General features: G+C 46.9%; 20 protein-coding genes and 1 pseudogene. 12 read left to right on the forward strand and 9 right to left on the reverse strand.

Annotated elements, in window-relative coordinates; translation table 11 throughout:
* Positions 1-131: 131 nt before the first annotated feature.
* Positions 132-632 (reverse strand): RES family NAD+ phosphorylase, encoded by a 501-nt coding sequence (locus ON006_RS04050; RefSeq protein ID WP_244824024.1) that lies wholly within the window; start codon positions 630-632, stop codon positions 132-134.
* Positions 625-1,029, reverse strand: a complete 405-nt coding sequence (locus ON006_RS04055) for an Xre family toxin-antitoxin system antitoxin (RefSeq protein ID WP_244824025.1) — start codon at positions 1,027-1,029, stop codon at positions 625-627. Before ON006_RS04055 ends, ON006_RS04050 begins: the two co-directional genes overlap by 8 nt.
* A gap of 379 nt (positions 1,030-1,408) precedes the next feature.
* On the opposite strand from ON006_RS04055, the gene ON006_RS04060 reads away from it, so the two are divergent.
* Genes ON006_RS04060 through ON006_RS04080 form a run of 5 tightly spaced genes read left to right on the forward strand, consistent with a single transcriptional unit; the run spans position 1,409 to position 15,454 of the window.
* The gene (locus tag ON006_RS04060; protein ID WP_244824026.1) at positions 1,409-3,097 is read left to right on the forward strand and encodes a hypothetical protein; all 1,689 of its coding nucleotides are present in this window, start codon (positions 1,409-1,411) and stop codon (positions 3,095-3,097) included.
* Between the two features lie 16 nt (positions 3,098-3,113).
* Complete coding sequence (locus ON006_RS04065; protein ID WP_244824027.1) at positions 3,114-10,679, forward strand: hypothetical protein; 7,566 nt, start codon at positions 3,114-3,116, stop codon at positions 10,677-10,679.
* Between the two features lie 11 nt (positions 10,680-10,690).
* The gene (locus ON006_RS04070; RefSeq protein WP_244824028.1) at positions 10,691-12,688 is read left to right on the forward strand and encodes a fibronectin type III domain-containing protein; all 1,998 of its coding nucleotides are present in this window, start codon (positions 10,691-10,693) and stop codon (positions 12,686-12,688) included.
* Positions 12,689-12,716: 28 nt separating this feature from the next.
* A complete protein-coding gene (locus ON006_RS04075; protein ID WP_244824029.1) occupies positions 12,717-15,011 on the forward strand; it encodes a fibronectin type III domain-containing protein in 2,295 nt (764 codons plus the stop codon).
* A gap of 8 nt (positions 15,012-15,019) precedes the next feature.
* A complete protein-coding gene (locus ON006_RS04080) occupies positions 15,020-15,454 on the forward strand; it encodes a hypothetical protein (RefSeq protein ID WP_244824030.1) in 435 nt (144 codons plus the stop codon).
* 96 nt (positions 15,455-15,550) lie between these two features.
* On the opposite strand, the gene ON006_RS04085 is transcribed toward ON006_RS04080, so the two are convergent.
* The 3 genes from ON006_RS04085 to ON006_RS04095 all read right to left on the reverse strand — a co-directional run bounded on the left by ON006_RS04085 (position 15,551) and on the right by ON006_RS04095 (position 18,957).
* Positions 15,551-16,030: a hypothetical protein gene (locus ON006_RS04085; RefSeq protein ID WP_244824031.1), complete on the reverse strand. Its 480-nt coding sequence runs from the start codon at positions 16,028-16,030 to the stop codon at positions 15,551-15,553.
* A gap of 93 nt (positions 16,031-16,123) precedes the next feature.
* Positions 16,124-18,217 (reverse strand): tetratricopeptide repeat-containing sensor histidine kinase, encoded by a 2,094-nt coding sequence (locus ON006_RS04090; RefSeq protein ID WP_244824032.1) that lies wholly within the window; start codon positions 18,215-18,217, stop codon positions 16,124-16,126.
* A gap of 20 nt (positions 18,218-18,237) precedes the next feature.
* Positions 18,238-18,957: a LytR/AlgR family response regulator transcription factor gene (locus tag ON006_RS04095; protein WP_244824033.1), complete on the reverse strand. Its 720-nt coding sequence runs from the start codon at positions 18,955-18,957 to the stop codon at positions 18,238-18,240.
* A gap of 278 nt (positions 18,958-19,235) precedes the next feature.
* On the opposite strand from ON006_RS04095, the gene ON006_RS04100 reads away from it, so the two are divergent.
* From ON006_RS04100 to ON006_RS32210, 3 genes and pseudogenes are all read left to right on the forward strand, one after another.
* The gene (locus ON006_RS04100) at positions 19,236-19,544 is read left to right on the forward strand and encodes a hypothetical protein (RefSeq protein ID WP_244824034.1); all 309 of its coding nucleotides are present in this window, start codon (positions 19,236-19,238) and stop codon (positions 19,542-19,544) included.
* Entirely contained in the window at positions 19,537-19,773 is a 237-nt protein-coding gene (locus ON006_RS04105; protein WP_244824035.1) for an alpha/beta fold hydrolase, read from the forward strand. Before ON006_RS04100 ends, ON006_RS04105 begins: the two co-directional genes overlap by 8 nt.
* Before the next feature lie 647 nt (positions 19,774-20,420).
* A pseudogene (locus ON006_RS32210) lies at positions 20,421-20,618 on the forward strand (response regulator); the annotation flags it as partial.
* Positions 20,619-20,638: 20 nt separating this feature from the next.
* On the opposite strand, the gene ON006_RS04110 reads toward ON006_RS32210, so the two are convergent.
* Both ON006_RS04110 and ON006_RS32215 read right to left on the reverse strand, forming a co-directional pair.
* Complete coding sequence (locus tag ON006_RS04110; protein WP_244824036.1) at positions 20,639-21,394, reverse strand: hypothetical protein; 756 nt, start codon at positions 21,392-21,394, stop codon at positions 20,639-20,641.
* Positions 21,395-21,433: 39 nt separating this feature from the next.
* A complete protein-coding gene (locus tag ON006_RS32215; protein WP_374761300.1) occupies positions 21,434-21,598 on the reverse strand; it encodes a recombinase family protein in 165 nt (54 codons plus the stop codon).
* Positions 21,599-21,611: 13 nt separating this feature from the next.
* Between ON006_RS32215 and ON006_RS04115 the strand changes: the two genes are divergently transcribed.
* The gene (locus ON006_RS04115; protein WP_244825190.1) at positions 21,612-21,896 is read left to right on the forward strand and encodes a transposase; all 285 of its coding nucleotides are present in this window, start codon (positions 21,612-21,614) and stop codon (positions 21,894-21,896) included.
* 5 nt (positions 21,897-21,901) lie between these two features.
* A complete protein-coding gene (locus ON006_RS04120; protein WP_267609902.1) occupies positions 21,902-22,732 on the forward strand; it encodes an IS3 family transposase in 831 nt (276 codons plus the stop codon).
* Positions 22,733-23,025: 293 nt separating this feature from the next.
* Here ON006_RS04120 and ON006_RS04125 read toward each other — a convergent pair whose 3' ends face one another.
* Positions 23,026-23,808: a nucleotidyl transferase AbiEii/AbiGii toxin family protein gene (locus ON006_RS04125; protein ID WP_244824640.1), complete on the reverse strand. Its 783-nt coding sequence runs from the start codon at positions 23,806-23,808 to the stop codon at positions 23,026-23,028.
* The gene (locus ON006_RS04130; protein WP_244824641.1) at positions 23,805-24,611 is read right to left on the reverse strand and encodes a type IV toxin-antitoxin system AbiEi family antitoxin domain-containing protein; all 807 of its coding nucleotides are present in this window, start codon (positions 24,609-24,611) and stop codon (positions 23,805-23,807) included. Before ON006_RS04130 ends, ON006_RS04125 begins: the two co-directional genes overlap by 4 nt.
* Positions 24,612-24,915: 304 nt before the next feature.
* Between ON006_RS04130 and ON006_RS04135 the strand changes: the two genes are divergently transcribed.
* A complete protein-coding gene (locus tag ON006_RS04135; protein WP_244824642.1) occupies positions 24,916-26,046 on the forward strand; it encodes a hypothetical protein in 1,131 nt (376 codons plus the stop codon).
* 3 nt (positions 26,047-26,049) lie between these two features.
* A complete protein-coding gene (locus ON006_RS04140) occupies positions 26,050-26,574 on the forward strand; it encodes a hypothetical protein (protein WP_244824643.1) in 525 nt (174 codons plus the stop codon).
* The last annotated feature ends 107 nt before the right edge of the window (positions 26,575-26,681 follow it).

Here is a 26,681-nt window from a genome sequence, read left to right on the forward strand (position 1 = left end):
TGTTTACTAATTTATGGGTGTTAATTGGGGAGCGTCAATATCATTAATATGAAGGAAGCCAAGGTTGTCAACCTGTTCTGCTGTTGCTTGGGCAGGTGACCGTTTGCGCTGATTAATCTCATCATTGAGCCTTATCCATTTCTGACATTCCACAGACGAGGATCTATGACAAAGGGATGAACGCTTCGGATTTCTATTTGAGCGTAGTCCCTGTGAAGGGGGTGAAGCAGAAAATTGTATGACTCTGCTACTACGGCCGAGGGAACTTTAATCGACATGACCTCCGGATCGTTAAGCCATTTTTGTAAGAATAGATGATTCTCATAATAGCTTGCCGGATCTCGCCAGTTTGGCGGAAAGTTCTCGATAGTCTTCGGTGGTGAAGGTAAAACCAGGGTGATTAAAAATAATTTTGGAAGATCCTGATAGGGTAGAGCGGGTAGATGCACCAATTGTTCAAGCAGTGCCAATTCAGGGCTTGCCGAAGTGTAAAGAATGCCAATTCCGGGTGGATTCCACCGGCCACCATAACGCCTTGCGCTTTCGGATGACAAAGGAGTATCTGAAAATCGTTCCTTCACCAGGCGATAAGCCAGAGGGCGATTATTTGTGGCTATGGCACGTTCAGGCATAAATGCCATGCTCAATTCGTCCTAAAACATTATGCACCATGCCAAAACCTGTTGTCGTATCAAGTAGCGTTAGGGGAGCTTGTTGATGGAGTTCCGATAACGGAATTCTTAGCCATCGTCCCAGTACGTCGGCCCTGCCATCAAAGACATCCAATCCGTGTTCAAGAAGTTGCTCTAATAATAATAGCCTTTCTGATGAATTGTTATCCAGTAACGCATCAGGGCGGAGTCTATGTAGGGTCCTTTCGGAAAGATTGAGGATAGGAGCCATTTCTTTATCTGTCAATCCTATTGTGCGAGCGACTTCATCCGCTTTTCCTCGTTGAACGCCCAACCGGACTTGCTGGATCACTTCATAACTTCCGCGCGGAAAACCTGTTTCTAAGACTAAATCCATAGCAATAACATTTTGTCATAAATATAACTGTCATTTGGCATCTATCCAAATAATCTACCTCATTACGGCATGGTTTGGATGTTTTGGGATCTGTCTACTTTCTTAAAGAGATGGGGGTTTTACAGTAGCAAGCAAATCAGATACGGCAAAAGGTAGCTCATTTGAAAAATGAGTGGGTAAGCATTTACTTAACAGAATATCATGAAAAAGGCTGCTAGGCAAGACCGAGAATGAAGTATTGCCGGGACGGCTGATCCTTTATCGATTATTGAATGTCGTTCATCGATTATCAAAACTACCAATGGCTTAATGCAAATACCTTTCGATAAAATCGGTTAAGTCTTTAACCGTTCGTGCTCAACAATAAACGGTTCTGCAAATGCGACGCTCGGGTTTGGTATTGCTCTGTCTCTGGTTTTTCTGCTGTGCGATAGTCTGTGGGCAAGAGGTTAATCAAAAAAACAAGAGCCTACAATTTTCAGGAGGCCTCAACGCCTACGCTGGCATTTACACTTCCAGTGGTATACCTGGCCGCAACCAACCCAATCCCTTTGGCCTGAGTGGTGCGATCACCTTAACGCTTCCGGGGGGCATTTCGCTGCCATTTTCAGCTGTGCTGGGTAATCAGGGTGCCAGTTTCCGTCAGCCTTTCAATCAGTTCGGGGTAAGCCCCACTTACAAGTGGGCGACCGCTCACGCTGGTTATCGTAATGTGTCCTTCTCCCCGTTTACGCTTGCAGGCCATACGTTTCTTGGCGGCGGCGTAGAGCTCAATCCCGGTATGTTGCGGCTCGGTGCGGTATATGGCCGTTTCAACAAGGCTATTTCCACTACTCTTTCGGACCCGGATGTCATACCCTCCTTCAAACGTACGGGTTATGCGGTCAAAGTGGGTTACGGCAAGCCCGGGAATTATGTAGACCTGGTCATGCTACGGGCACGCGATGACACCAATTCCATCGACCGAGTTCATATATCACCCGAAAAATATATTACCCCCGCCGAGAACATGGTGATCGGCCTGACTTCCCGGTTGCTTCTTGTCAAGCATATCCTGATCGAAGCGGACCTGGCGGCCAGCTCCTACACACGTGACCTATCCGCGTCGGCGGTGCAGGTGGAAGGCAAAAATCCACTGTTCCGCCTGGTTGGCAAGCTTATCACGCCCAGACTATCTACCCAGCTGACACAGGCCACCCAGGCTGCATTGGGTTACCAGGGCAAATGGGGTTCTGTGAAATTTCAATACAAACGCATCGATCCCAACTTTCAGACGATGGGCGCTTACTATTTTCAAAGTGATATCCAGAGCTATACCGGCAATGTGGCATTAAACCTGCTCAAAGGAAAGGCCCGGCTGGCTGGAAGCTATGGGAGGCAGTTCGATAATTTGGCACAAAACAAAAACGCACGTACAGGCCGCTCCGTGGGTTCGATGATGGTTTCTCTCAACCCCGATCCGACCTTGGGGTTTGATATTTCTCTGTCAAACTATGGGTTAAGCCAACGCGCAGGGCTCAGGCCGCTGATTGACACGCTTCGTATCGCACAAAACAATCTCTCTGCCACGGCTAACCTGAGGTACTCGATCTTTGATAAAGACTATTCACACATTTTCACACTCACCGGTTCACACCAGCAGCTGTCGGACTTGAATGCAAATACCGCTGTGCAAACCGAAAACAACAGCCAAAATGCAAACCTGGGCTATTTTTTACAAGCCAATCAAAGCGGTTTTGGAGCAAACCTGCTGCTATCCTATACACAAACCAGCCTACCGACTGTCACGACAACCCACGACAAACTGAAATTTTACGGCCCGACACTCGGCAGTAATTACGCATTCTTCAAAAGGAAAATAACGACTTCGGCCAACCTCTCTTACCTGGTCAATAAGCAGCAAGACGTGACTGGAAAAGTATTGACAGCGACCCTGAATGCAGGCTATCAGTTGGCAAAAAGGCAAAATATCAGCATCAACCTGAGCTACCTGAAATCAGATACAGGTGTGCAGGCTGAAAAATTCAACGAATTCAGAGGAAATATTGGATATGGAATCTCATTTTAAAAGACTTGGCATTTTTATGGGAAGGCGCGTTTCCTTGGGGATACTCCTGTCCCTGTGTTTGGCTTTCCACCTCAGTTTGGCACAAAATCAGGTCCGCGTTACGACCAACGTTTTGCCGCCCTACAGTCCTTATATCCAGGATTACCCAGGTGCAGCCAATCGCGTGCAGGTATTTATTTCAAATCAATCAGGCAAAGCAATGTCGGTGCGGCTGATCGGAAAACTGGAAGGAGATAATGGTGTGGTGATCCGGACTGCTATGAATTACCGCCCATTACGTCCGCTCGAACTTCGCCCGACAGACGCCAACAGGCTCATTACCAGGGCCGAGTTAGAAGGGCTTTTTGATCTCGGTCAGATCGAAGTGGAAGGGATGAACAAGGATTTGCTTTACCGCGGTCTGCCTCTTCCCGAAGGCAACTACCAGTTGTGCGTACAGGCCTTTGATAATGCTACCACCAGACCATTGTCAGGTGAATTCCCAATGGGTTGCAGCGGGCTGATCCCGATAAGGATTATAGAGCCGCCCATACTAATCTCACCGCAGGCTGACGAAGAAATAGGCATTAAAGCACCGCAAACCCAACTTTTCACATGGACAGCCCCGGTAGGAATTCTGCCTAACCAGGTCGAGTACAGCATCCGCATCGTGGAACTGCCCGAAACAAATACAGACCCGAATGTATTCATAGACGCTGTGGTACTGCCAAGGTCCGGCGTGGAAATGAGCAACCTGAAAACCACCACATTTCTCTACGGCCCCCAGCATCCGCCGCTACAAAAAGGAAAACGATACGCCTGGCGTGTACAAGCAAAACCCGTTAGAGAGCGATTAAACTTGATGAATGATGGTAAAAGCCCAGTCCAGTCATTCACCTACGGCTCACGAATGCCGATAGGCATGGAGATGGATTACATTACCATTACTAAACCGGCTGGCAAGAGAAATGCAACCGTGGAGGTAGGCAGTAATAATCCCTTTGAGGTAAGATGGAAGCTGGACGAGGAATTTGAAAAAACACTCCGAAAGACCTTTGAAGCCCAGCCCAAAAAATCGCTTTTGGAACAATTCGCTGACCTGAGCTATCGGGTACAGATCAAAGCAGCCGAAAAAGGCGAAGATGGCAAGGTAGTGTTGGATCGTCTCGTACGCGGGGAGCTGCTAAGCCTTCAAAAAACAGAATTGCCTGCTACAATGCCACTGGGTAAGAATTATCAGGTCCAGGTTGAATTAATGGGAGTGTCCGATTTGAAACGCAAGCGTGCTCAGATCGGGGAAAGCCCGTTGATCTCCAAACCAAAATCCTTCCAACTTATTGAGAACGACAAGGGAAATGAATCCGACAGCCTGACCATCAGAGGTATACTCGCCTACCGGTTCCCTGGCGAAAGCGGCGCGCCTCATCCATTGCCTAATACAAAAGTGGTGCTTATGAAGGTTTTTGAAAACAAATACCGTGGTGTTGTCGCCTACGGCAAGTCCGATGGCGCAGGTAAGTACACCATTAAAATTCTCAAAACTACCCTTCACGGGGCCACCGACTCGACCGTATTTACCCGCTGCATGGTTGATCCGGTGAGCCCGTTCATTCAACCCTTCGCAGAGGCAGGCTATTACCAGACTACCCATGACAATACCTTCCAGATTGCCAGCTCCGAGCAGGTTGGCTACGATGTCAATGGCATTACCTGGCTGGCGACAGGCTATACCCTTGAAGTAACCGCAAAGCAATCATACCAGAACTGGCCAGGAGCGCCGGACGTGAAACTGGAAGGGAAGCATCTGGTCCTTTTCCGCAAGCCGGGTATTGCCAAAGAATACGACAAGCACAGACTTCCTTTCGAGGGAATGGAAACTCACTCGAAAGGTCCAGCTGCCCAATCCGCACAAGCTAACATTAAGACTGGGCCTCAGTCGATCAATAGCGGAAATGGTCAAATCGGGAAAGATGTAACAGCCTTAGCAGACATTATTTCCGGATCGGCAAGCCCGAAAACAGCTGAGCAAACTTTGCGAATGAAAGTACTCGACCAGCTGCAGTCCAAAGGTTACCAGCTTATTGGCATTGCGCCTTTGAAAGTGAAGCAGGACGGTTACGGGGCCACATTTGACAATCTGGTGTATGCAGGAATTTCCTACGACAGCTACCAGATCTATTGCCCCGACTGTGAGTTGAAACCTGATGATGCCGATCCGGTGATATTCATGAAACCCACTGAAAAGCTGCCGATGTCTCCTGCTCGCATTGAAAAATATACCTATAACATTCAAACCACCGAAGCGCCTACAATGACCTTTACGGGCAAGCTTACATACAAGTTTGCCGACGCGGGCAAGGACGGTGCCCAGGTAAAAGCACTGGGTAAAACACAGGTTCATTTGCAGGTGGTCTACCGCAATGCCAGTGCAGAAAAAAGCACTTTCAGCAGCGATAATGGCTCCTATAATGAATTTATTGACTTTCATCAGGACTTCAACCAAACCCTGGACACCAAGATTACCGCTGTGGACGGGTCATTCAAATTTAGTGTAAAAATGACCAAAGCAATGCAGCTGGGAATACTTCCCGCCACAGCGGCAACAGGCAGTGGTGAATTCAAAAAGGCATCCGCAGTTTTCATACGCGGCATCAGAGTGATCGTAGACAATCCCTACTATGCAAGCCCGACGGAGACATTCGGACTGCTGCCATCGGAACAAATGAAGCCGCAAGGTTCCTACGACTTCGGTCCGGTGACTGCCGTAGCCAAAAGTTACACGCTCGTTACCCAGATCAAGTCAGATACTACGGGGATTTCACTGGTTAACAAACAGAAGGCAGATATCAAGTCCGATCTGTTTGGGATCAAAGTGTCCGTACTCCGGGCTGTGAAAATTGCCCTGAATGCAACCGGGCCGAACCGGCGACCACCTGCCGATGAAGGCTTGGGTGCAAAATCAACCGTTAAGATCAAAAATCAGAGCTTCACCGTGATCGCAACGCAAGAAACCAATGTAAACGGTATCGCCAAATTCCCGAGAATGGTGATGGCCAACGGAGAGGCCGACGCATACTTTATCGCCACGCAATCTTCCCTCGACGGACTTAACAACTATAATCTTGTCACACTCAAACGGATCACTGTCAGTGAGGACTGGGGATCGGTGTATTCATCTTCGGCCACCCAGGAGGAAAAAGAGCGGTCCGAACATGCTGGAAAAACGAAATACGGAACTGAACAGATCAATTGTAAAACAGTCTGGGACCTCTGGTACAGGCCTAACGCCAATTATTCGACGACTTATTCCTATCTGGCCCAATATAGTGACGAGCAACACGAGGCCATGAAAGATGAGAAACAGTCTCCGCAATACAAGTGGGAAAGCCATTTGATTGGCTGTCAGAAAGCAGATAGTTACTGGCTTGGCGATAAACTTCACGATACAAAAACAAACGATGTCGTTTTGCTCACCTCAAAAAGTAATGCGCAGAGCGCCGCAGAGTTTGCCGATCAATACAAAACTTTCGATTCCGATGTTGTCAAACGCTACCTGGCACCCGGCGATCCGGTTGTCAATGTGCGTGTGGTGGATGCTTCAAACCCCACCCTGGGGATCAAAAATGCGGTAGTGACCCTCACTTATGTTAGAAACGAGGCATTCATGGGCATTCCAACTACGATCACCAGGTATACTGGCCAAGATGGCTGGATACTGAGCCCTTTTCAATTGACGCCGGGAAACAATGCAAAAGTCCGAATTCAGGCCGACGGCTATATGTATTTCAACCCAATGTCGCAAAAAGCATACGGGGACCGCGTAATCAATATCGGGGAGGTATTGCTCGGACAGAACAGCTATTACGACCGCGTGCTGATGGAGCCCAACACGGTTATTACCGGAAGGGCGGTAGATATAGATGCAGTAGAAGCATCTGGCACAACCGGTTCAATAAATCTGTATCCGACATCACCGGATCAGCCTTCCAAGATTGCGACGGTAGACAAAAATGCAGTAAGCGACAAAGTATCCTCCAAACCAGTGCATGTGCAGACATCGACTGCCTTGTTCAGCCACGATCCGTCGATGGAAGCATATGCCCAGGCCGATAACGGAAACATGGTAAAGACCAAATTTAAAGAAGGTAGCTGGAAATTTACACTCGACGCACCTTCGACAGCCTCGGTACTTAAAATATTCCCTGTCAATATCAGCTATTTCGGAGAGGAGCGAAATATCAAAACGCAGCTACCCAAACCCGTTCAGGGGAAAAACAACCTGTTGAGCATCAATGCCGGTGACATCGACATCTACGAACGTGACCATCGCATCACATTCAAATTACTCGATGAGGTGTCGGGCAAAGGCGTTGCCGACGCATATGTGAGACTTTTTGGTAAAAAAACCAAAGGCTTTGAATTCGGGGCCAGCAAAGCAGATGGTTTAGTGGAAGCCAGATTCAAAAACGTCTCCATTGAAAATCTATACGTCGAAATTGCCTCGCCGGGTTATGTGACCAGGACCGTTTCGATCAAAAACCAGGAAAGTAAACAGGCCGTGGTGGAAACTGTAAGGCTCAAACCGGCCAGAACAGTGAAAGGCATCGTCGTACTAAAATCGGCATTGGGTGTTGAAACGCCATTAAAAGGTGCAGCAGTATTTGTTAACGGAGGACGAAATGCGAGTGTAAAATACAGCACGGTTTCGGGTAGTGACGGCAGGTTTTCCCTGGACGTCCCCCAAACATTTGACGGTACCTCCATTGACATCGAAACGATCTTTGATCCCAAAGACTCTGGTAGTCCTTCCTATGCAGGGGCGACCTTTGTCGGTGCGGCCAGCAGCCAGTCTATACCTCAGCATAACGGCCAATCACTGAAATTGACGGTAACGACATTCGACAAATTCAAAATCGCATCGATCTGGGGTTTTCCGGTGAGGATTGAAAAAATTGACCCCAAAACAATGCAGGTGACTGGCGAGGTTGATCTGTCAGACACTGGATTGGGACCGTTTGCGATTATGGACAAAAATGTCCGGGTAAGGTTCAGGGATATAGTTTTCAAAGCAAATCCACAAAATCCATCCGAGGGTATCCCAGCCAGCGAAACCGTGGTGCTTGATGCGGGCATTCTGGACAATCTGCTCTATCACACATCACCGGATATCAATTTCAACAAAGCCAAATACAATATTAAACTGATACCAGCTGAGGGGCCATACGGAAAACTGAAAATCGAAAAAACGCCCGGTGTTTCGACAGGCCGGATCATAGCAAAAGCGCAGGTTATTGATAATTCGTTCAACTTCTCGGCCAACCTGCTTTACTATGAAAAAGGCCAGTTCTTCCTCTACGATCCCGACGCGGCCGGAAGGTCTTCGGATAAACCCTTGGTGACTGCTTTCGATGCAGCCAAAAGCAATATTAAATGGACCAATTTTGGGATCTCGCAGGAAAATGGGGCACCTATGAAATTAAAGTTGCTGAATTTCGATGCGACAAGTAATCTGGCAGGTTCCAGGCTGATCGGGGACGAAATACATCTAAGCCCTGTGATGAGCTGCATAGTAAAAGATGCCAACCCGGCTGAACTGAAAGTGAGCATTGGCGACCTGGTTTTGAAAAACAATACCGTCGATGCCAAAACCGGCGAAACGCCGCTTACATTCCCACTGGCCGGTAAATGGAACGTCGAGATCCGGGACTGGAAGCTAGATTATAAAAAAGGGGGTTTTTACTCGAAATCGGGTGTCGTCAAAACAGGTAAGGCCGATGTACCGATCAAGGAATTCAACCTGCGCAGCGATTTCTACAGCCTGATTGTAGAGCCGCAAGATAATTTTGAACTGGCCGGAGTGGCCAATCTGAAACTGACAGGCAAAGCATATTTTGGATTTGATCCCCAAACCGGTTCGGACATGAAGGGACACTGGTCGGTGGTCGTCGTTCCGGACGGAAATTCACCAGCCGCGGTGCTTGCTGCCAACTCGGTACCCGGCCTGACGCAGGATATGCAGTTTGCTACCTTATCGCTTCTTGATAATGGTGAAGATGTGGTATCCTTTGGTTCGGGAAGCAAAACGTTCAGGTATTTCAATATCATCGATGTACGTCCGACGAGCATTGAAACAGGCTCCGACTATTTTGCATTCGACGCTGGTATGTCAAGCGGGATCCCGAATGCGCCACAGGATGTTTCGATGCGCTTTATTTATTCCAAACCGCAAGGCGGCCCGGTGAAATTGACCACCAAAGTTCCAGGTGGCTACAAGTTGCAAACCAAGGGTTATCAGACTTTGGAAGCAGGCCAATACATCGCCCCGGATAAGAGCCAGACTACCGCTATTTTCTTCGCCGATGGTGTGATGGCAATCAAAGGAAAAGTGGAGGAACCAGGCAAGCTGCGGCTGGATAATGTGCTTCTGGTCCACAACAACAATGAAACCCACATTACCCACGGGCGCAATCTGGACCTGACCGACGCGTCGGTTTTGGGAAAATGGAAAACAAGCCTTGCAGACCTGACCGACCCGGCCAAAGACGAAACGGACTATCATCAGAGCGGCGATTTCAAACGGATAAGTGTGGGCCTTGGGGGCAATTCGAGCCTTAGCAAAGTGTACACGCATCAGGCTGTAAGCAACAAGCAATGGGAGCTGCTTAAATTCTCGGGAATACCGCAGGGTTTTACCAAAATGCTGGATGAAGACGAGAAAAACCGGTTATCATTCACTGCGTACGGAGAGATCAAAGCGGAAGGGCAAAAAATAAAACTCGACGGTATTGATACGGGTATGGGCGGGCTGAGCCTGGTATATGATCATGAGAACAAGCGGCTCACCGGCTCTATGCAGCTCTCGAACATTCCCGTTCCTCCTACCATGACATTTGTGAACGGAATGGCCCAGGTCAGGCTGGATGCAAACGGATTCTATGTGGTGGCTTCGGGTGAATTGCAGGATGTTCCGCTGATCGTGCCAGTCACGATGCGCGCCGGGTTAATGCTGGGCGTATACAACAGTCCCGATCTTGGGGACGCAAAGCATGTACTTTTCGCAAACAGTCACCGCAACGAGCTTCCCTGCTCATTCACAAGCGGTTTCAAAGGGATCTACGCGACGGGTGAAATTCCGGTTCCAGTCATCAGCAGCTTCAAATATGAACTGTCGGTACCCGGCGTAGGCGGCTACAAGGTGGGAATGGATGCTTATGTGGACGGCTATGTGTTTGGCAATTACGACAATGGCGCATTTGCCGTGGGCGGTGGCCTGGGTGTCGGGGCGCATGCTTATGCATACGGAAGTGTCCTGTCGCTGAGCGCAGGCGGCGAAATACATGTGAATGGCGGTGTTGATTCCCAGCTGAGCGTCAATCCGGGAGACAAAAGTGTTTCTGTGACCATGGACTCTCGCCTGAGCGCCGGATTCTCGGTGACTTTGACCGAAGATCTGACAGGTCTGGCCACAGGTACATCGGCGGATTTCTGCCTGAAACTGGCCGGTACGGCCAAATACAAATTTGGAAACAGTCCCGAGTTCGCCATTACACCTGATTGCAGTTTTTCAAAATGTACCAGCGGCTGTTTGACAGCCGGACAATAATCAAAGCCGATATGAAAAATCTATTATATAAAGCGCTGATCCTGATTTGCTTCTGTTCTGCGACATTGCTGGCACAAAAGCCCTCGACGGTCGCGGGCCCGAACGGTGTTTTCATCCAGATCGATAAGCTGCTACACGGTCCGCAGTACGTAGTCGAGCGGCTCGAAACGGGTAAAACGACTGCAAGGCCCGACTGGCAGCCGGTATGTACCACAGACAAAGGGCCTACCAGCGCTGCTGATCTCATAGCGCGCTTGACGTTGCTGGCCGGAAAAAATCCATTGTACGAAATTCCCAACGATTCACTCACGACGGCGCTATACACACGCTACCGCAGTGCCGCTCATGTAGACTCACTGGGCGCATACGGTGAAAACCCGCAGTATCTGGAAGCATTGGGTCTGGGATTTCTGGACATCATGGTCACCCAGGGGCATCGGTATGACTACCGGGTCCGGGCGCTGGGCTTGCGCGAGGGAGTTTACCAAAACCCCGGCACGGTTTCCGTTCCCGGTTCTAAACTCGCTACAAGCATTCTGGCAGTAGGACACCATGCTGACGGCCGCGTTGTTCATATCAAGTACCATCTCAAAAAGCCGAACCCCTACATTGCTGGCGCGCGCGTGCTCCGGGCTACTTTTGGTCAGACCGGTTTTGCTGAATGCGGGGCTGAATGGGGTTTCAGAAAAGGAGAAAAGGATTCGCTCTTCCTGGTTGTCACCGATCGGAATGTGCGCCAGAAAATGCTTTATTCATATGTGGTCAGCCTCCGGGACTTCCTGGGTAACGAGAGCAGTGCTTCCGATACTATCACCATTGCCAATCTTCGTCCGCAGGATCAAACCCCTATTATTTATCAGATCAACACCCGCTCATTGGAAGAAGAAAATGCCATCGCCGTGAGCTGGAAGCTGTCGACCACCAAAGATCTGCGCGCTGTTGAAATCTGGCGGAGCGAAAATTTTGATATGGGTTTCAAAAAGATCGGCACCGCCGCACCGGCCGATACAGCTTATGTGGACCATTTGGTAGAACCCGTGCGGGGCTATTACTACCAGCTCAGGCTGAACGGAACTTATTCAACATCACCCGAGTCGGTCAAAGTTTCGGGAATGCTCAAAGCCAACCGCCCGGGGCTGGTTGCCCCCACCCATTTCGAGTTGAAAGACTCGAAAGACTCCCTCAACTTCCGCTGGCAAGCTGCTGACTTCGATACGCACGGCTACTATATCTATTTTGCTGCCAGCCAAACGGATTCGCTGCAGCGCTACTCCGATATGATTCCGGCGGGTAAGGAATTGAAATATCAGGTATCGGTCAAAAAACTCGCCTTGGGTGTCGGTTACCGGTGGGCCGTTGTGCCGGTCAACACGAGCTACCATGTAGGCCCGGCCAGCAAGGTACTTTATTCAGAACCCAGGTTTCCCCAGCGACTTGCCACGCCTATCAATCCCGAAATAGTACCATTGGACGGCTATGCATTGTTGGTTTGGGAAAATATGAAGCCCATTGATCCTTACGTTCTGGGGTATATTATTGAAAGAAAGGCCGGTAGTGAACAGGTATTCAAAGAGCTATACCGGCAGAAAGAAGAGGACAATGCACGAAATAATTACGCGGACAGCACCGTAAAACAAGGTGTCCGCTACCGCTACCGCCTCAGCGCGTACGGTTTGAATGACAAACGAAGCGGGATGAGTACCGAATTCGAATACTACAAACCGCTCGATGCGGTGCTGCCGGTGCATGCATTGAGCGTAACGCTGACAAGTAAAGGTGTGCTGGTAAGCTGGGATGCCCCTTTGAAGAAACCCGAAAAATTCCTGGTATACCGCTACACCGAAAAAACTGAAAAACCCCGGCTGATCAGCTCGCTGATGGGCACACAAAACGCATTCATCGACAGGGATGCCGCGCCGGGAGTCGGTTACTATTACAGCATAGTGGCCGTTGAAGCCGACAGCCGTGAAAGTACCGCAACCGACCCGGTAAAAGTTGATTGGAAATAAATTTAGCGACATTCTGGCTTCCTAGACAATGAAAAATAAAATATCACATCCACTCATTTTCTCGCTCGTTTTCTGTCTGGCCGGCCTGTGCAGCAATACCGGCCGAGCCCAGGCCCAGCTGAGAGCAACCGTCGTATCGTATCAGCAAGTGAACCTGTCCTGGGACCGGCTCCCTGGCATACCCGAAGTGTATGTGGTCGAGCGAAAAGAAGACGGTCCCGGTCAAAACTTTGTCGCCATCAGCAGTACTTTGCCAGGCAGCACATTTGCTTATCAGGACAAAACCGTGCAGGAAAACAGGACATACATTTACAGGGTCATTGCCAGCTGCGACAAGTCCTGCGGTGGCACATTGAACGAGGTGAAAGTAACTACGCCCCTGGCCCCGCCTGCCAATCCCAGCAATCTGGATGTGTTTTTCATCTCAGGCCGTGGACTAACTGTGACATGGCAGGGAAACAACAGCGATGGCACCAGCTTTCTCTTGGAGCGTTCTGAAAACGGTGGTGGCTTTGGCCTTATTGCAAATGTCCCATACGCCCGGGTGCTGAGCTATCTGGATAGAAGTACGACTCCCGGCAACCGGTACTGTTACCGGGTGAAAGCCCGTAACACAGGCGGAGAATCCGGGTATTCCAATGAGGGGTGCGTCTCGCTGGCCCAACCAAAACCTGCTGCCCCGAGCGGACTTTCTGCATCGGTCGGTAATGCACGTCAGGTCAACCTGGCCTGGACGGATAATGCCGGAAACGAAACGGGGTTTGATATTGAAAGATCACAAGACGGAACTGGTTTTACCAAAATAGGACAGGCCGGTGCTAATGCTGCTTCATTTCAGGACAATGAGGTTAGTCCAAAAACAAAATACTGGTATCGTCTCGTGGCCAAAAATGAAGGCGGATTTTCGGAATATTCCAATATAGCCGACGTTACCACGCCTGATGTGACCCCTGACGCACCCCGGAACCTGAACGCCACGCCCGTTTCCAATACGCAGATCAACCTCAGTTGGAGTGACATCTCCGGGCCATTCGGCAACGAAACAGCTTATGAACTGGAAAGATCCACGGACGGGAATGCTTTTAATAAAATCGCCGACCTGCCAGCCGACGTAACTTCTTACCAAAACACGGGCCTTGCGACATTGACCCGCTATTGGTACCGTTTGAAGGCCAAAAATGCATTGGGTTACTCTGCTTATTCCAACGTGGCCGACGCTACTACTTTTGACCTGCCACCCACGGCGCCTTCTACGCTTGCTGCCAGGACCATTTCCAGCAGCCAGATCGATCTGAGCTGGAAGGATAATTCTGCCAACGAGACTTCATTTGAAATCGAAAGATCTGTGAATGGTACTACGTTTGAAAAAATTGGCGAAACAGGCGCCAACGGCATCAGCTTCCAAAGTACGGGCTTATCGCCGGCCACCCGCTACTGGTTCAGGGTCAGGGCAAAAAACAGTGTGAACCCTTCGGCCTATACCAATGTTGCCGACGCTACTACAAAGGACATCGCTCCCAATAGGCCGCGCTCGCTGACAGCTATGGTCGTTTCCTACCAGCAGATCAGCCTTGCCTGGGCGGATGTATCGGGCAATGAGACTGGTTTTGAGATCGAAATTTCAACGGATGGTACCAATTTCTCAAAACTTGGAACTACGGCGGCCAATGTGGACAAATTTGAAAGTAAGGGCCTGAAACAACTCACCACCTACTATTACCGCGTGCGTGCCACGAATGCGATCGGCAACTCGGCTTACTCGGAGATTGCCAATGCGACCACGCCCAAAGCGCCGATTCCTGATAAGCCCATAGTCCTGAGCGCGACACCGGTGGATTTTGACCTTATTGTACTCAAATGGGCTGCATTATCGTCCAATGCAACAACGGTGATCATTGAACGTTCCCGGAAACCTGATGCGGATTTTGCTCAGGTCGGTAGCCAGCCAGCCACTACTACACAGTTCCCGGATCGGGAGATTCTGGATGTCTACGATTACTATTACCGCATCAAAGCAGCCAACAGCGCCGGTGCTTCTCCTTACAGCGAGGTGGTGAAGGTACCTGCGGGTGCCATCATTACCGCTGTCGAACCTGCCTGGCAGCAAGGCCTGATCTATGTACACGATAAAATCCTTCACATCGCACTCAACCGCTCTCTTTCGGGCCGGTTGGTATTGTTCAACACCCGGGGCATTGCTGTGAAAACAATGCCTTTATCGCAAAATATGGTCGTAGACCTGAGCCTGCTTCCAGCGGGAGTCTACATTGCCGTCTTGGATGGCGAAAAAACATTGGTCAAACAAAAAGTACTGCTTTATTAATTTTCTAAATGATGAAAAAGAACCTGTTTCTGATTGCATTACTGCTAGTCGCTGCGTGTCAGCCCAAAAAAGTGGAACCTGCCGACATCGGACTGGTTTGGAAAGCCAAGTCTGTAAAAGAAAATGGCATGCTGGTATATACGGAGGCAAACCCGGGTAGCGCCAAGCCAGGTTATTCCCGATTTCGCCTGGATCTGACCAGCCAGGAACAGGTTCGTTTTTCAGACATTGATGGTCGCATATTGTCCGGTCAATGGTCACTTTCCACCGATAATAACCGGCTCATTCTCCAAAACTTATCGCCTCCGCCGAGCGAGTCGGCTGGTAACATCGAGTTTTACATTACCGAAAGGCCGGCCCGTGACAGGCTGCTATTGAAACGGACCAATGAAAGCAGAAAAACGGGGAACACCATCAACGAATACGAACTGGTGCCGGAGTGAGCATGAGCACTAAGAGGCATTTAAACATATAAAAGGGAAGATATCTGTATGAAATACAAATCTCTTCCCTTTTATATGTACCGAATCTGACTGGCGTCAAAAACTGATACTGGCGCTTTGGATACTCGCAGTTTTGCTGGCCCCACCGGTTTGTTTCAATTTGAGTGCAGACAAGGTAATTTTTTTACCTGAAACCGTGATCTTGAAATCCCCGTCCGGGTCATAAGTGTTGCCATCGATGCCAATATTGGCTGCTCCCGAAGCAATGTTCATTTCGTATTCTGCTGCTTTAAATGTGCCTCCTTTTTCTGCCTCGGCTTTGCTGTGGAATGTGATCTGGATAAACTTGTAGGGGCTGTCCTGTTCGCATAGGATTGAATAATTGCCATTGGAAAAAGTCTGTACAGAACTTTTCCCCTTGTATTCCACGCCGTCTATTTTAAAGGTGCCCGATGCTTCGGTATTCCCGCTATCGGGAGTTACTTCGCTTTTTCCGCAAGAAGTAATAGCACAAAAAAGTAATAATGCGCCAGCCAGTGCAGTGTTGCGGAAGATTGTTGTGATCGATTTTTTCATTGTCATCGCGTTTTTTGATTTACCCAAAAATAAAATGACAATGCGCCGCTCATCAGAAGTTATCGATAAACGGCATGCTGAAATCGTCAAACGTTAATCTGGGAAATCGATGATCGCCTTCGTGTGGTTTTCTACCGCTGAAAAATATACTTTCGCGCCCACTTTTACAGATAGGTCATCTACCAGTCTTAACCCCAACCCATTCAACCCTGGGGCCATATTATCGGAGAGGATTGCCTCATATTCGGCTTGTGTGAAAACGGCACCGTTATTTTCAATAAACAGGCCTTTTCCTGGGCGATCCGTATTTACACCGATCCTTACTGCTCCGTTTTTGCCGGCTGACTTGATTGCATTTTGGAGCAGATTTCGCAGGATGGTCTGCAAAAAGTACTCGTCGGTATCGACCATATAATGCGCAGGGATATTATTTTCAATTTCAGTATGGTTAGCCTCCGCATTCAACTGTAACAGGTTCAATGTGTCGGTCACGATGGGAAGTACTTCGACTGGCCTTATTTGGATGTTGAATGTGCTCATCTGCGTTTTTGACCACATCAATAGTTCCTCCATCGTTTCCAGCAGCGAGCCGGTAGCGGTCTGGATTTTGTTACTAAGTTCCTGCTTTTGGATTTCGGTAAATACCTGCGGATTGAGCTGCTGCAATTTCAAAAACTGGTATACCTGGCTGATGGGTGATCTCAGGTCGTGACTCAGGATACTGAACATCCTGACTTTGGTCTTGTTGGCTTCTTCCAATTCGCTGATCACCCGGCCGAGTTCTTTATTCTTAGCGTCAAGCCGGGATGCCGATTTTTGTTTGTTACGGTAAATAACAAAGAGCAAAACCGTAATCAATACGCCCATTAACGCCGCGCTACCGAGCCAGATCCGTTGTTTTCTGACTAATTCAAGTTCTGAGCTTTGCTCATCAATCTGGGCCTGTTTTGCTTTATTCTGATACACGGCTTCCGCGTCGGCAATGCTTTTTTTCGAGAATTCCGTATATAAAGAATCACGCAGCGGTACATATTTTTCCAATGTCTGGTATGCATCCTCCCACCGGCTCAGTTTCGAATAGCAACGCGACAAGGCCAGTAATACCGATACATAAGCCTGAGGCCCGATTTCGTATCCGAATTTGCCCGCCGATTCCAGGTGCCCGAGTGCCTCGCTGTATTGGCCACGTTCCACCAGCACCTCCCCTGCAACAAGGTCGAAATGAGCCCTGTCCATACCGGCCAGGAATTTTTTGTCGATCAAACTGGCCTTTTGCACAAATGAATAGGCTAAGTCGGGCCGTTTTTTGTCAAGATAATGCTGCGCGTAGGACAATTCAGTAGTCACCACATTGGCCTGCACAGAGGCTTCATTGGGGTGCTTTCGGGCCAGTAAAATCAGACTGTCAAAGTACACTTTCGAGTCAGCGTAAGCACTTTGCAGCAGATAGGCTTCCGCCATTCTTTTGTGGTAATAGTTAAAATAATCGATCGTCTTTTCAATGTAAGGCCGCGCCTCTTTGAGATACTGGATCCCTTTTTCGCTTTTATCCTGTTCAAGATAGAGCTCGGCCAGGTTAACCAGGTCGACGACTACGGCTTCACGGTCGGAAATGGCCCCGGTGGCGATCATGGCCTTTTTCTCTTCTATGCCTTTTAGCAGGTATGAAACCTGTGTTTCGTATTGCCCAAGTATGTTATAATAGGCTGCAACCGGTGCATATAAAGATATCCTTTCAAGATCACTTTTAGTAGAATCAATAAAATCGAGTGTTTCTTTTAGGACGGCTTTGCTACTAGCGGTACTGCCAAGGTGACTTGCATAAAGGACAAGCAATCTGTTCAGCGCATTTCGAATCCTTTTCGGGCTTTTTGAAGCGTAAGCATACTTCTTGGACCTGTTGTAGTAAAATTCCGAACTGTCCGGGGAGGTGGTGTTTTCGTGAACTACCCCCAGGAAAAAATTGAAACGGGCAAGATTAAAATTGTCAGCCGGTGGTGTAATACGCAGTCCATACCGTGCAAACGTCTTCTCGCCCTCTATATTCTGCGAAAAATAGAGTGAGTCGCAAAGTTCGGACAACCTTTGCAGCTTTTCGGACGATGTTTTATATCCCGACAAATCCGGCAAGGGCTGTGCGCTGGCAAATGAAGCAAACAACATGAATACGAGTAGATATTTTTTCATACGCGGGTCTTGTACTGGGGTTAGAGCCTGATAAGCGCAACCTGGGAGCGATAGGTACGGCCTACCGGGATGCGGGCGTCGCTGCATATGATTTCTGACTGGCGCAGTTCTCTGATCTGGCGCAGTGCTACGGCATAGCTGCGGTGCACGCGCATAAAACGATCGGCAGGCAAACGTTCCATAAAAAAGGAGATGGGAGAGAGCGTCAGGTAACTTCTTTTTTGCGTTACCACTTTGGTGTAATCCTGCATGGCTTCCAGGTAAATAATATCATTTTGTGAGATTCTGATCTGGTTGTAGCCTTCCTTTATGGTCAACTGGTCCTGGCTGATCATGACCTCATAAGCGGCCGATTTTTGTCTCATATCCCAGAATTCCTGGATTTTTGACGCGGTTTTGGCAAATCTTTCGGGCGTGAGTGGTTTGAGAATATAATCAAGGGCCGAAAGCTCGAAACCATCCAGTGCAAATTCGGTAAAGGAAGTAATAAAAACGGCCATGGGCACAGAGGCCCGTATTTTCCGTAAAAGCTCAATCCCGTTGATCCCCGGCATTTCAATGTCGAGAAAAACCAGATCGGGTTTAATGTAGCCGATCGCCTCGTAAGCCTCCAGCCCGTTTGAAAACAGACCGCAATTTTCGAACAAACTGAACTCTTTGGAATATTCCGCGACCGCCGTTAAGTCTATAAAGTTATCATCGATGGCGACATAACGAATCCTACTATTTTTATAATTCATTAATAAAAAGTGCTAAGAAATCGTTTCAAGATACCAAAAAAGCAATCAATCTGCTGCTTTTAAGGTGGAAACAATGTTAAACAAAAATTTTGACCACCACGAAATCAATGTTATTGCGATAAATTCAAAATTGGCAGCACCGATTATTGGGTAGATGCCGGATGTCTTACTACAATCGGTCGGGGAATGGTCTGCCAATGGAGAGGTAACTACGTTGCAGAGCACGATACAGTCTATTTTACGGAAGCGCTCTTTGGGACATACAAACCAATGCTTTTTTGCAGTCGCTTTCCTTCTTCTTTTACGGCGGTCAGCATGTGATCAGCTTGACGGAGGAACAAATCAGGAAGGTAACATCATTATTCGATCTACTCAAAGAGCTGAAAGAAGAGAAAAAGACTGTTTCAGGGATTGTCTATGCGCTGCTGATGGTGGCCGATTCGTTTCACCGTGTTGATGATGAGAAATCTAAAAACAACAATATTTCCAATGGTGAAAAGATAGCCCAAAGTTTCAGAAAGTTGGTTGCCGAGCAGTTTCGGGAGCATAAAGAGGTGGCCCATAGCAAGCTCGGTGAGAATGTATAAAGCGGATGCGATGATGCAATGGGGCGGCGCGCAGCCATTGCAAAAAAGTAGTTTGCCAGCAGGTGTGGCCTTATTTCCCAGAGAAGCGCAGTTTCCCCGTGAATGGGCGGAGCGGTTCGTGAATGTGGTCAGTTTCAAAAAGATGGAAACAGGCGGACATTTCGCTGCCCTTGAAGTGCCCAATGTCTTTGCGGAGGAATTGCGAAGCTTCTTTTATGGAATAAAGTGATGGCTGGGAACTCAATAGATTCCGAACGAAGTCTTGTATGTGGAATGGGAGCCACACGTTAGCAAATTGTAAAGCCAGTATTACCATTTAATGCCTACCACTGCATTTTCTCTCTTTCACCTTAAATTCGTCGAGTAGTCTCTTTCATTACTTTTCGGGATTCTTTTCGGATGCAGTGAATCTGCGGCAAGTAATAACTTGCGATTACCCATTGACGGAAGAATGATCGCCAAGCTAACCGCAGGCATTGTTTGCTGTGGATTGATCTTAGATCACAGAGAGTATTTGCAAAAATGCGCCCACTTCTTTGTTGCAGACTGCGCGGCGGCCGTAACTGGCCGCCACCTTTCTAAAAAATGTTTTAGCGTGGATGGTTTCAATTGCCCCGGAAGCAAACATCTAGCATATTGGAACGTCCAACAAATTGCTTCGATTTTTAGAACATTTTCCTCAAAAGTCCTTTGTGGTTGGTTTTGATTAAAGAATAATACTTAAAATTGTTCTGGGATTAATCTTATTTATTATGGAGGGCTATCAATATTATCTTTCGCTTTTCTGGCGCTTTGCTGCTCAAAAAAAGCGAGCCCAATCCCGAACATAGGTGATACTGAATTGGTTACAGCCCGTAACGTTTAACAATAAGAAAAATGCGTCTTGTTCTGGTGGATGATCATCCGATTTTTACTGAGAGTCTGGGGCTGCTTTTGCAGGCGATTGCCGGAGTGGATGTGGTGGGTGAGTTGAATGACGGGAGCCTCTTGCCGGAATTTCTAAGAAATACTCCTGCGGATATTGTCATTTGCGACATACGGATGCCAGGTCTCAACGGAATTGAGACAACCCGACTAATCAAAGCCGAATTTCCTCAGGTGCATGTAATCATGCTTTCTGTTGAGGAGGATATTGGACTGCTACGGGGTGCACCCAAGGAGAAAACGTTATCGTTTTCTCCTTTTTTAATAAAAAAATTGTTATATAAGTTGTTTATTTTCAGGGTATTGTGTTGTAATAGTTCAGTAAGAAAATGTGTTCGATAGGAACCTTCTTCATAGTATAATCGGTTATCGAACACTAGTTTTATTAACTCGTGCTTCTGAATTGTAGTTGCTTTGAGATATATCAATTTTAAATGCGAAAGTTTATCCAGTTCGCTTTTAAAAAGTTCAGATAGTTCTTTGCTCTTATCTCCGTACATATCGATTTGAATCTTCAATGCTCTAATTTGATCTGTCAGATTTTTGTGCCAATGAGAATATGTTTCGAATGCAATTTGGTTGTTAATCCATTTTTCTTCTATGTTTCTTAGTTTCTTTTCTGACTCTCCTAATTCAGACTTTCGCTGATTTAACTTCAACTGACTGTTTTTTAACTTATCGTCAAACATTTCGCGAGACTTCTTCTTAACCTTCTCCGAAATCTTGGGAGGTAGTGACAAAAGCTCTAAAACTTTTTCAAATTGCTTATGTGCTTTAATCGCTGAAATGTTGGTATGGCCACTTTTTTTGCATTTGTAGTAATAATAATAACTTCCTCCTGCTCCTCGTGACGCAACGCCTGTTAGAGGTAATCCACAGTGGCATTTCAGAACACCTCGTAGAGGAAGATCGTCCGTTATCAGCACATTTTGTCGTTTGGGTTTGAAACGACTTTGTACTTCATACTATGTTATTTCATCTATTAAAGGTTTGTGAATACCCTTTACTAGCTCTTCTGGGTATTCGCGATAAGCTCGAACTAAAATGAGTCCGCAATAAATTGGGTTTTGTAGTATTCTTTGAATTGTATAATACTCCCCAATAATTGGACAGCTACTAAAATTTCTAATTTAGTAGTTGACTATGAAAAGGGAACGTAGAAAATTCAGCGCGAGCTTCAAGGCCAAAGTGGCCATAGAAGCCATCAAGGAGGTAAGCACCGTCCAGGACTTAGCTTCTAAGTACCAAATCCATCCAACGCAGATTGCGGCCTGGAAACGAGAGTTTTTAGAGAAAGCCGAGTTGGTTTTCGACAAAGAGGCACCGGCAATAAATGAGGCAGAGAACTCTAAGGAGCAGGAACTGTACGCCAAGATCGGGGAGCTTCAGGTCCAGGTGGATTTCCTAAAAAAAGTCTTGGGGAAATGACAACCATGGAAAAACGCGAACTTATTTCTCCGGAATACATCAATCTCAGCGTTTCAGCACAATGTAAACTAATTGGTTTACAGAGGAGTAGCTATTATTTTAAGCCAAAGGGAGAATCGTTGGTAAATCAACGCCTGATGAAAGCCATAGACCGAAAGTTTCTGGAATGTCCATTTTATGGAGTGGAACGCATGACTGATTACCTGCGTGGCTTAGGTTACCACGTTGGAGTAAAGCGTATACGAAGGCTATATAGGCTCATGAATTTGCGCACGATTTATCCCAAACGCAACCTGAGCAAGGCCAAAGCAACAGACTACAAATATCCATATCTGTTAAAGGGCTTGAAAATTGAGTGTCCTAATCATGTCTGGCAGGCCGATATCACCTATATCCCGATGTTTCGTGGATTTATGTACATGTTTGCCATCATCGATGTGTATAGCCGAAGGATTGTCGGATGGAGCATATCGAACACAATGAGCATGGAATGGTGCCGGGAAATCCTCTTGGATACTATTCGTACCGAGGGACGGCCCGAAATATTTAATACCGATCAAGGTAGCCAATTCACTAGCCCCCACTTTGTTAACTCATTGTTAGGCAGTGGCATAAAGGTGTCAATGGATGGGAAGGGAAGAGCACTTGACAACGTTTTCATCGAACGATTTTGGAGGTCGCTCAAACAAGAATATGTATACTTAAACCCTCCCAACGGCGGTATGGATCTGTATAGAGGAGTAAAAACATATGTGGAATTTTACAACGGTCAACGCAAACACACCGGTACTGGATTTATCCCTAATGACTTGTTCTTTGAATCAAAAGCATCTTAATTAAAATTAACTTTATCCATTTGGCTGTCCAGTAAAACGGGAGTGTTTCATTGAGCCATTGCCACGCATTGCAAAGCCTATTTTTTTTACTTCTTCATGTATTGCCGAGATCGGGATATCTCTAAGAAAAAGGTCATAAATCAATTTGACAATCTGCGTTTTTTCTTGATCTGGTAGAAGTATTGGCTTTCTACTTTGGTCTTTAGCATTTAGATTCCAAACGGAGCTTTTCCCAAAAAACGACCATTTCTCTTTTTTGCAGTGTAAATACCCATATTTATTTCTTTGGTCTATTATATTTTTTCCAACAATTCTGTTTTTACAAATTCGTAAGCGTCGGTAATTGAATACGATAATCCTGGTCTTAGCAGTCCCTGCATATCACCGATGAAATCCTGATCTGCGATTTTCTTTTCCAGGTTGTCCAAGAATTCCTTTTGGGTCACACTGTTATCTTCCTCTGCCATATAAAACTTCCATGCTTCAATAATGCTGCTTGGATCAACATCGGTTTGGGTGAGGGCAAACCACATATCAAACAAATCCCTTCCTTTTCGCCGCTGATAAAGGGCGCGCATTTTCGTGCCCAAAAGCTCTGCTAACGCATATGACGGTATGAGCGCTTCACCAGTATACCATTCTGATTTCATACTGTATTTTACATCTTGGATACCAAAAATAGTATGATGCTCCCTACAATTCACTTCGACTTTTAGTCTGAGCGGAATGCCTCCTTCTGAATCAAAGCGGTAGACCAAAGTGTTGTTATGCTGTTTTTGTTTTCTAACCGGTTTATCGCCCAGAAAAGAAAGTACTTCGCGAAGCTTATCCATAACAGGACCGAATGGCTCTGCCGTAATCTGCACCAGGTCAATATCCTCGGAGTATCTGGCAGCCGGTGCCAGATAGAGCTTGTGTAGCGCTGTTCCACCTCTAAATGCTAATCTTTCTTTTAGATAGACGTCACTATATATGGCCATGAGCGCCCTTTCAATCACCAGATCCTGTTCTACCTGGAAATCCTCCTGCCAGGGTGCGTTTTTACGCCATGCGGTAATGTAGGCCTGCGGAATCATAAATCTGTTTCTATTTCTGTGTTTTGTACTACCTTCCAATCATTACCGGTTATCATCTCTGGCTTTTTCTTTTGCGGCCTTAATAAGACAGGAAAACGTTTTACTGTTTTTAAATAGTCTTTGATCGGATCGCTTAAATTTTGCATACCTAAAACATTTTCAAGCAAGAAACCAAGACGTTGAACGGCGGTTACCGGCGAATATCTTTTGGCAACATCAAGAAGTTTGATAGGGTCAATACTTTCAGTGAGCTCTTCCAATACGGTTGCAACCCGGTTCAGACCACCGGATTGATCAAAATAATAAACAAGGTCCAGGGCAGTTAACTCTGGTGAGGAAACATGGATGTATCCGGTATCGACCTTCTTTTGAACGATATCTGCTTTGTGCCAGTGTTTTTTAATGTAGAAGTTTACTTTTAAGCTACCTGTATTGATATTTCTCAAACTTGGTTTGGTAGTAATGATAGAAAAAGATTGAGGCTGTTGATGCGCTGCTCCATAAAAAGCGGCTGCATTCAATAGTCCTACATAGTACTCCTTTCCCAAAAACTTCATCATGTCTGCCACAAATAATGACGGGGGAAGCATTTCTTTACTGCGGTATTCAGGAGTAATGATTACATAGAATTCATTCCTTACCAATGCAATTTCTTTCTTCTTTTTGAGTCTTTGTAATGCTTTCTTGATAGCCTCGTCGGATTGTTCAAACTGGCTGCGCACCTGCTGTAATGAAAACGCATACCTTCCATTGGAACGCAGTTCATTAATAAAATCTTCCAAATAACCGTATTGCCTAGCCATTTTAAGTTTTTGTTTGACATAAGGGATGATGTGTATCCCTTGTCGCGGATATAAACTTAATCATTGTTTTGATAGGTATAAATATTTCAAATAGAAATATCAAATTTTCTTACGATCTATCTAGTAGTATCACCGGGGGGACTTTTGTTACGTAATAGCCGAAACATCAATGCCCATTTGTCTTACATCAAGTTTAATAGAGTCCTATAAATTGTTTATCCCACAGAAACAAGTCCAAAAGTGCAGCTAAGGTAGTGGCCCACAGTATAAAGATAATCGGAAAACAGCCAAAACGTTCGGCATAATGGGGGGCATTTCTTTTGCTTCCCTGAAAATTTACCCCACCCTTCGGGACTTATTCCGCGTTCCTTTTGGCCTGATTGGGGCCACTTTACCAGGGCTTTCTTTTTTTCTTGGGGTACTTTGTGGGAAAAACAATTGTGTTTTTCAGCAGGCAGATTGCAGGGAAAGTGAAAAAACAGAAACTATTTTTTCACTGACAAATCCTTGTATTTATGGAAATCGTAGCGCGACCGTAAGGGTTAAAGATCTTAGTCCAAATGTCGGATCAAATCCAAACCACCTTGCCAATCTAAATGGCACCTTGTTTTTTGTCGCAACAGGTTCATCCGGTCGCGAGATCTATAAATCGGATGGCACGGCGGCTGGTACGATCCTGATTAAGGACATCAACCCCGGAGGCAATTCGAATCCAGGGGACGTTTCGGTGTACAACAATATTATTTTGTTCTACGCAGACAATGGCATTGATGGTGAAGAACTTTGGCGAACTGATGGGACGTCGGCAGGCACTGTGATGATCAAGAATATAAACAAGTACCAAGGTTCGCGGGCTTCATATTTTAATGGCACGATGGCCATTTTAAACAACATAGCTTATTTTATAGCCGATGACGGTCTGAACGGAGGTGAACTCTGGCGAACCGACGGTACGGAGGCAGGCACCTACCTGGTTAAAGACATCAATCCGACAGGATCAATTGGGACATACGATGTGCTGGTGATGAATAACATGCTCTATTTCCTGGCCGATGACGGCACGCATGGAACAGAGCTTTGGCGATCAGACGGAACTGCGGCCGGCACTAGCCTTGTTAAAGATTTACAGCAAGAAGGGGGAGTCATCGCAGGGTCCTGGATGGTCGTTGCGAATAATATGCTATTTATGTCCTTGTCTGTCAACGGAGATGGTGAACTTTACAAGTCGGATGGCACAGCCGCAGGCACAGTGCGCGTTAAAAATATCAATACATCGGGCGGATCTGGGCCGCGAAGATTAACAAAGGTAGGCAATCAGGTATTTTTTACCGCTTACGAACCTGTTCACGGAAGTGAGCTTTGGAAATCGGACGGAACTGCTTCCGGAACAGTATTGGTAAAAGATTTGACACCCAATGGCAGCTCTGATTTATAGGAATTGAAAGAAGCTCATGGCAGGCTTTTCTTTACATTGGAGTCCGATGAGCCCCATGTCTCCAATGGGACGGCCGCAGGGACCAAACAGATCGCAAACATCAATCCTTCGGGTGCTGCGGTGGCAAGAGTCTACATGGAGTTAGGAACTCATGTTTTCTTTTTTGCAGGAGCGCCAGGCCTTGGCAGAGAACTTTTTAAAGCGACTCCCTGCAACCTTTGCGCTGTTCCAGTTGGCTTTGCTGGCAGTGTTCCCGCGCCGGAGTCTGTACAGCAGACAAGTGTCAAGGTCTTGGGGAATCCGGTAACAGAATCACTAGTTGTGGAAATCTTAGCAAATAGCAATAGTCCTCTCACCATAGAGCTGTTGACACGCAATGGTTTTGTGCTTGAAAAACGGCGAATACAACCCGCTGACTTGCCCCCACGGATAACGTTTGATGTTAGAAAGCAGCCTGCTGGCTTACTGCTGCTCAGAGTTAGAACTCACAATGCTACTAAGCTAATAAAGATTGCAAAGGTTGATTGAGCCTAAGCTTCATCCATCTCGGTTCTGATAACCAACGAGATCCTCGTGATGGTAAACAAGCGCCTGTCTGACCATATCGCTAGGGTTTTAGATTAACGACACCAACT

It is taken from the genome of Dyadobacter pollutisoli (genome assembly GCF_026625565.1).
Classification (GTDB): Bacteria; Bacteroidota; Bacteroidia; order Cytophagales; family Spirosomataceae; genus Dyadobacter; species Dyadobacter pollutisoli.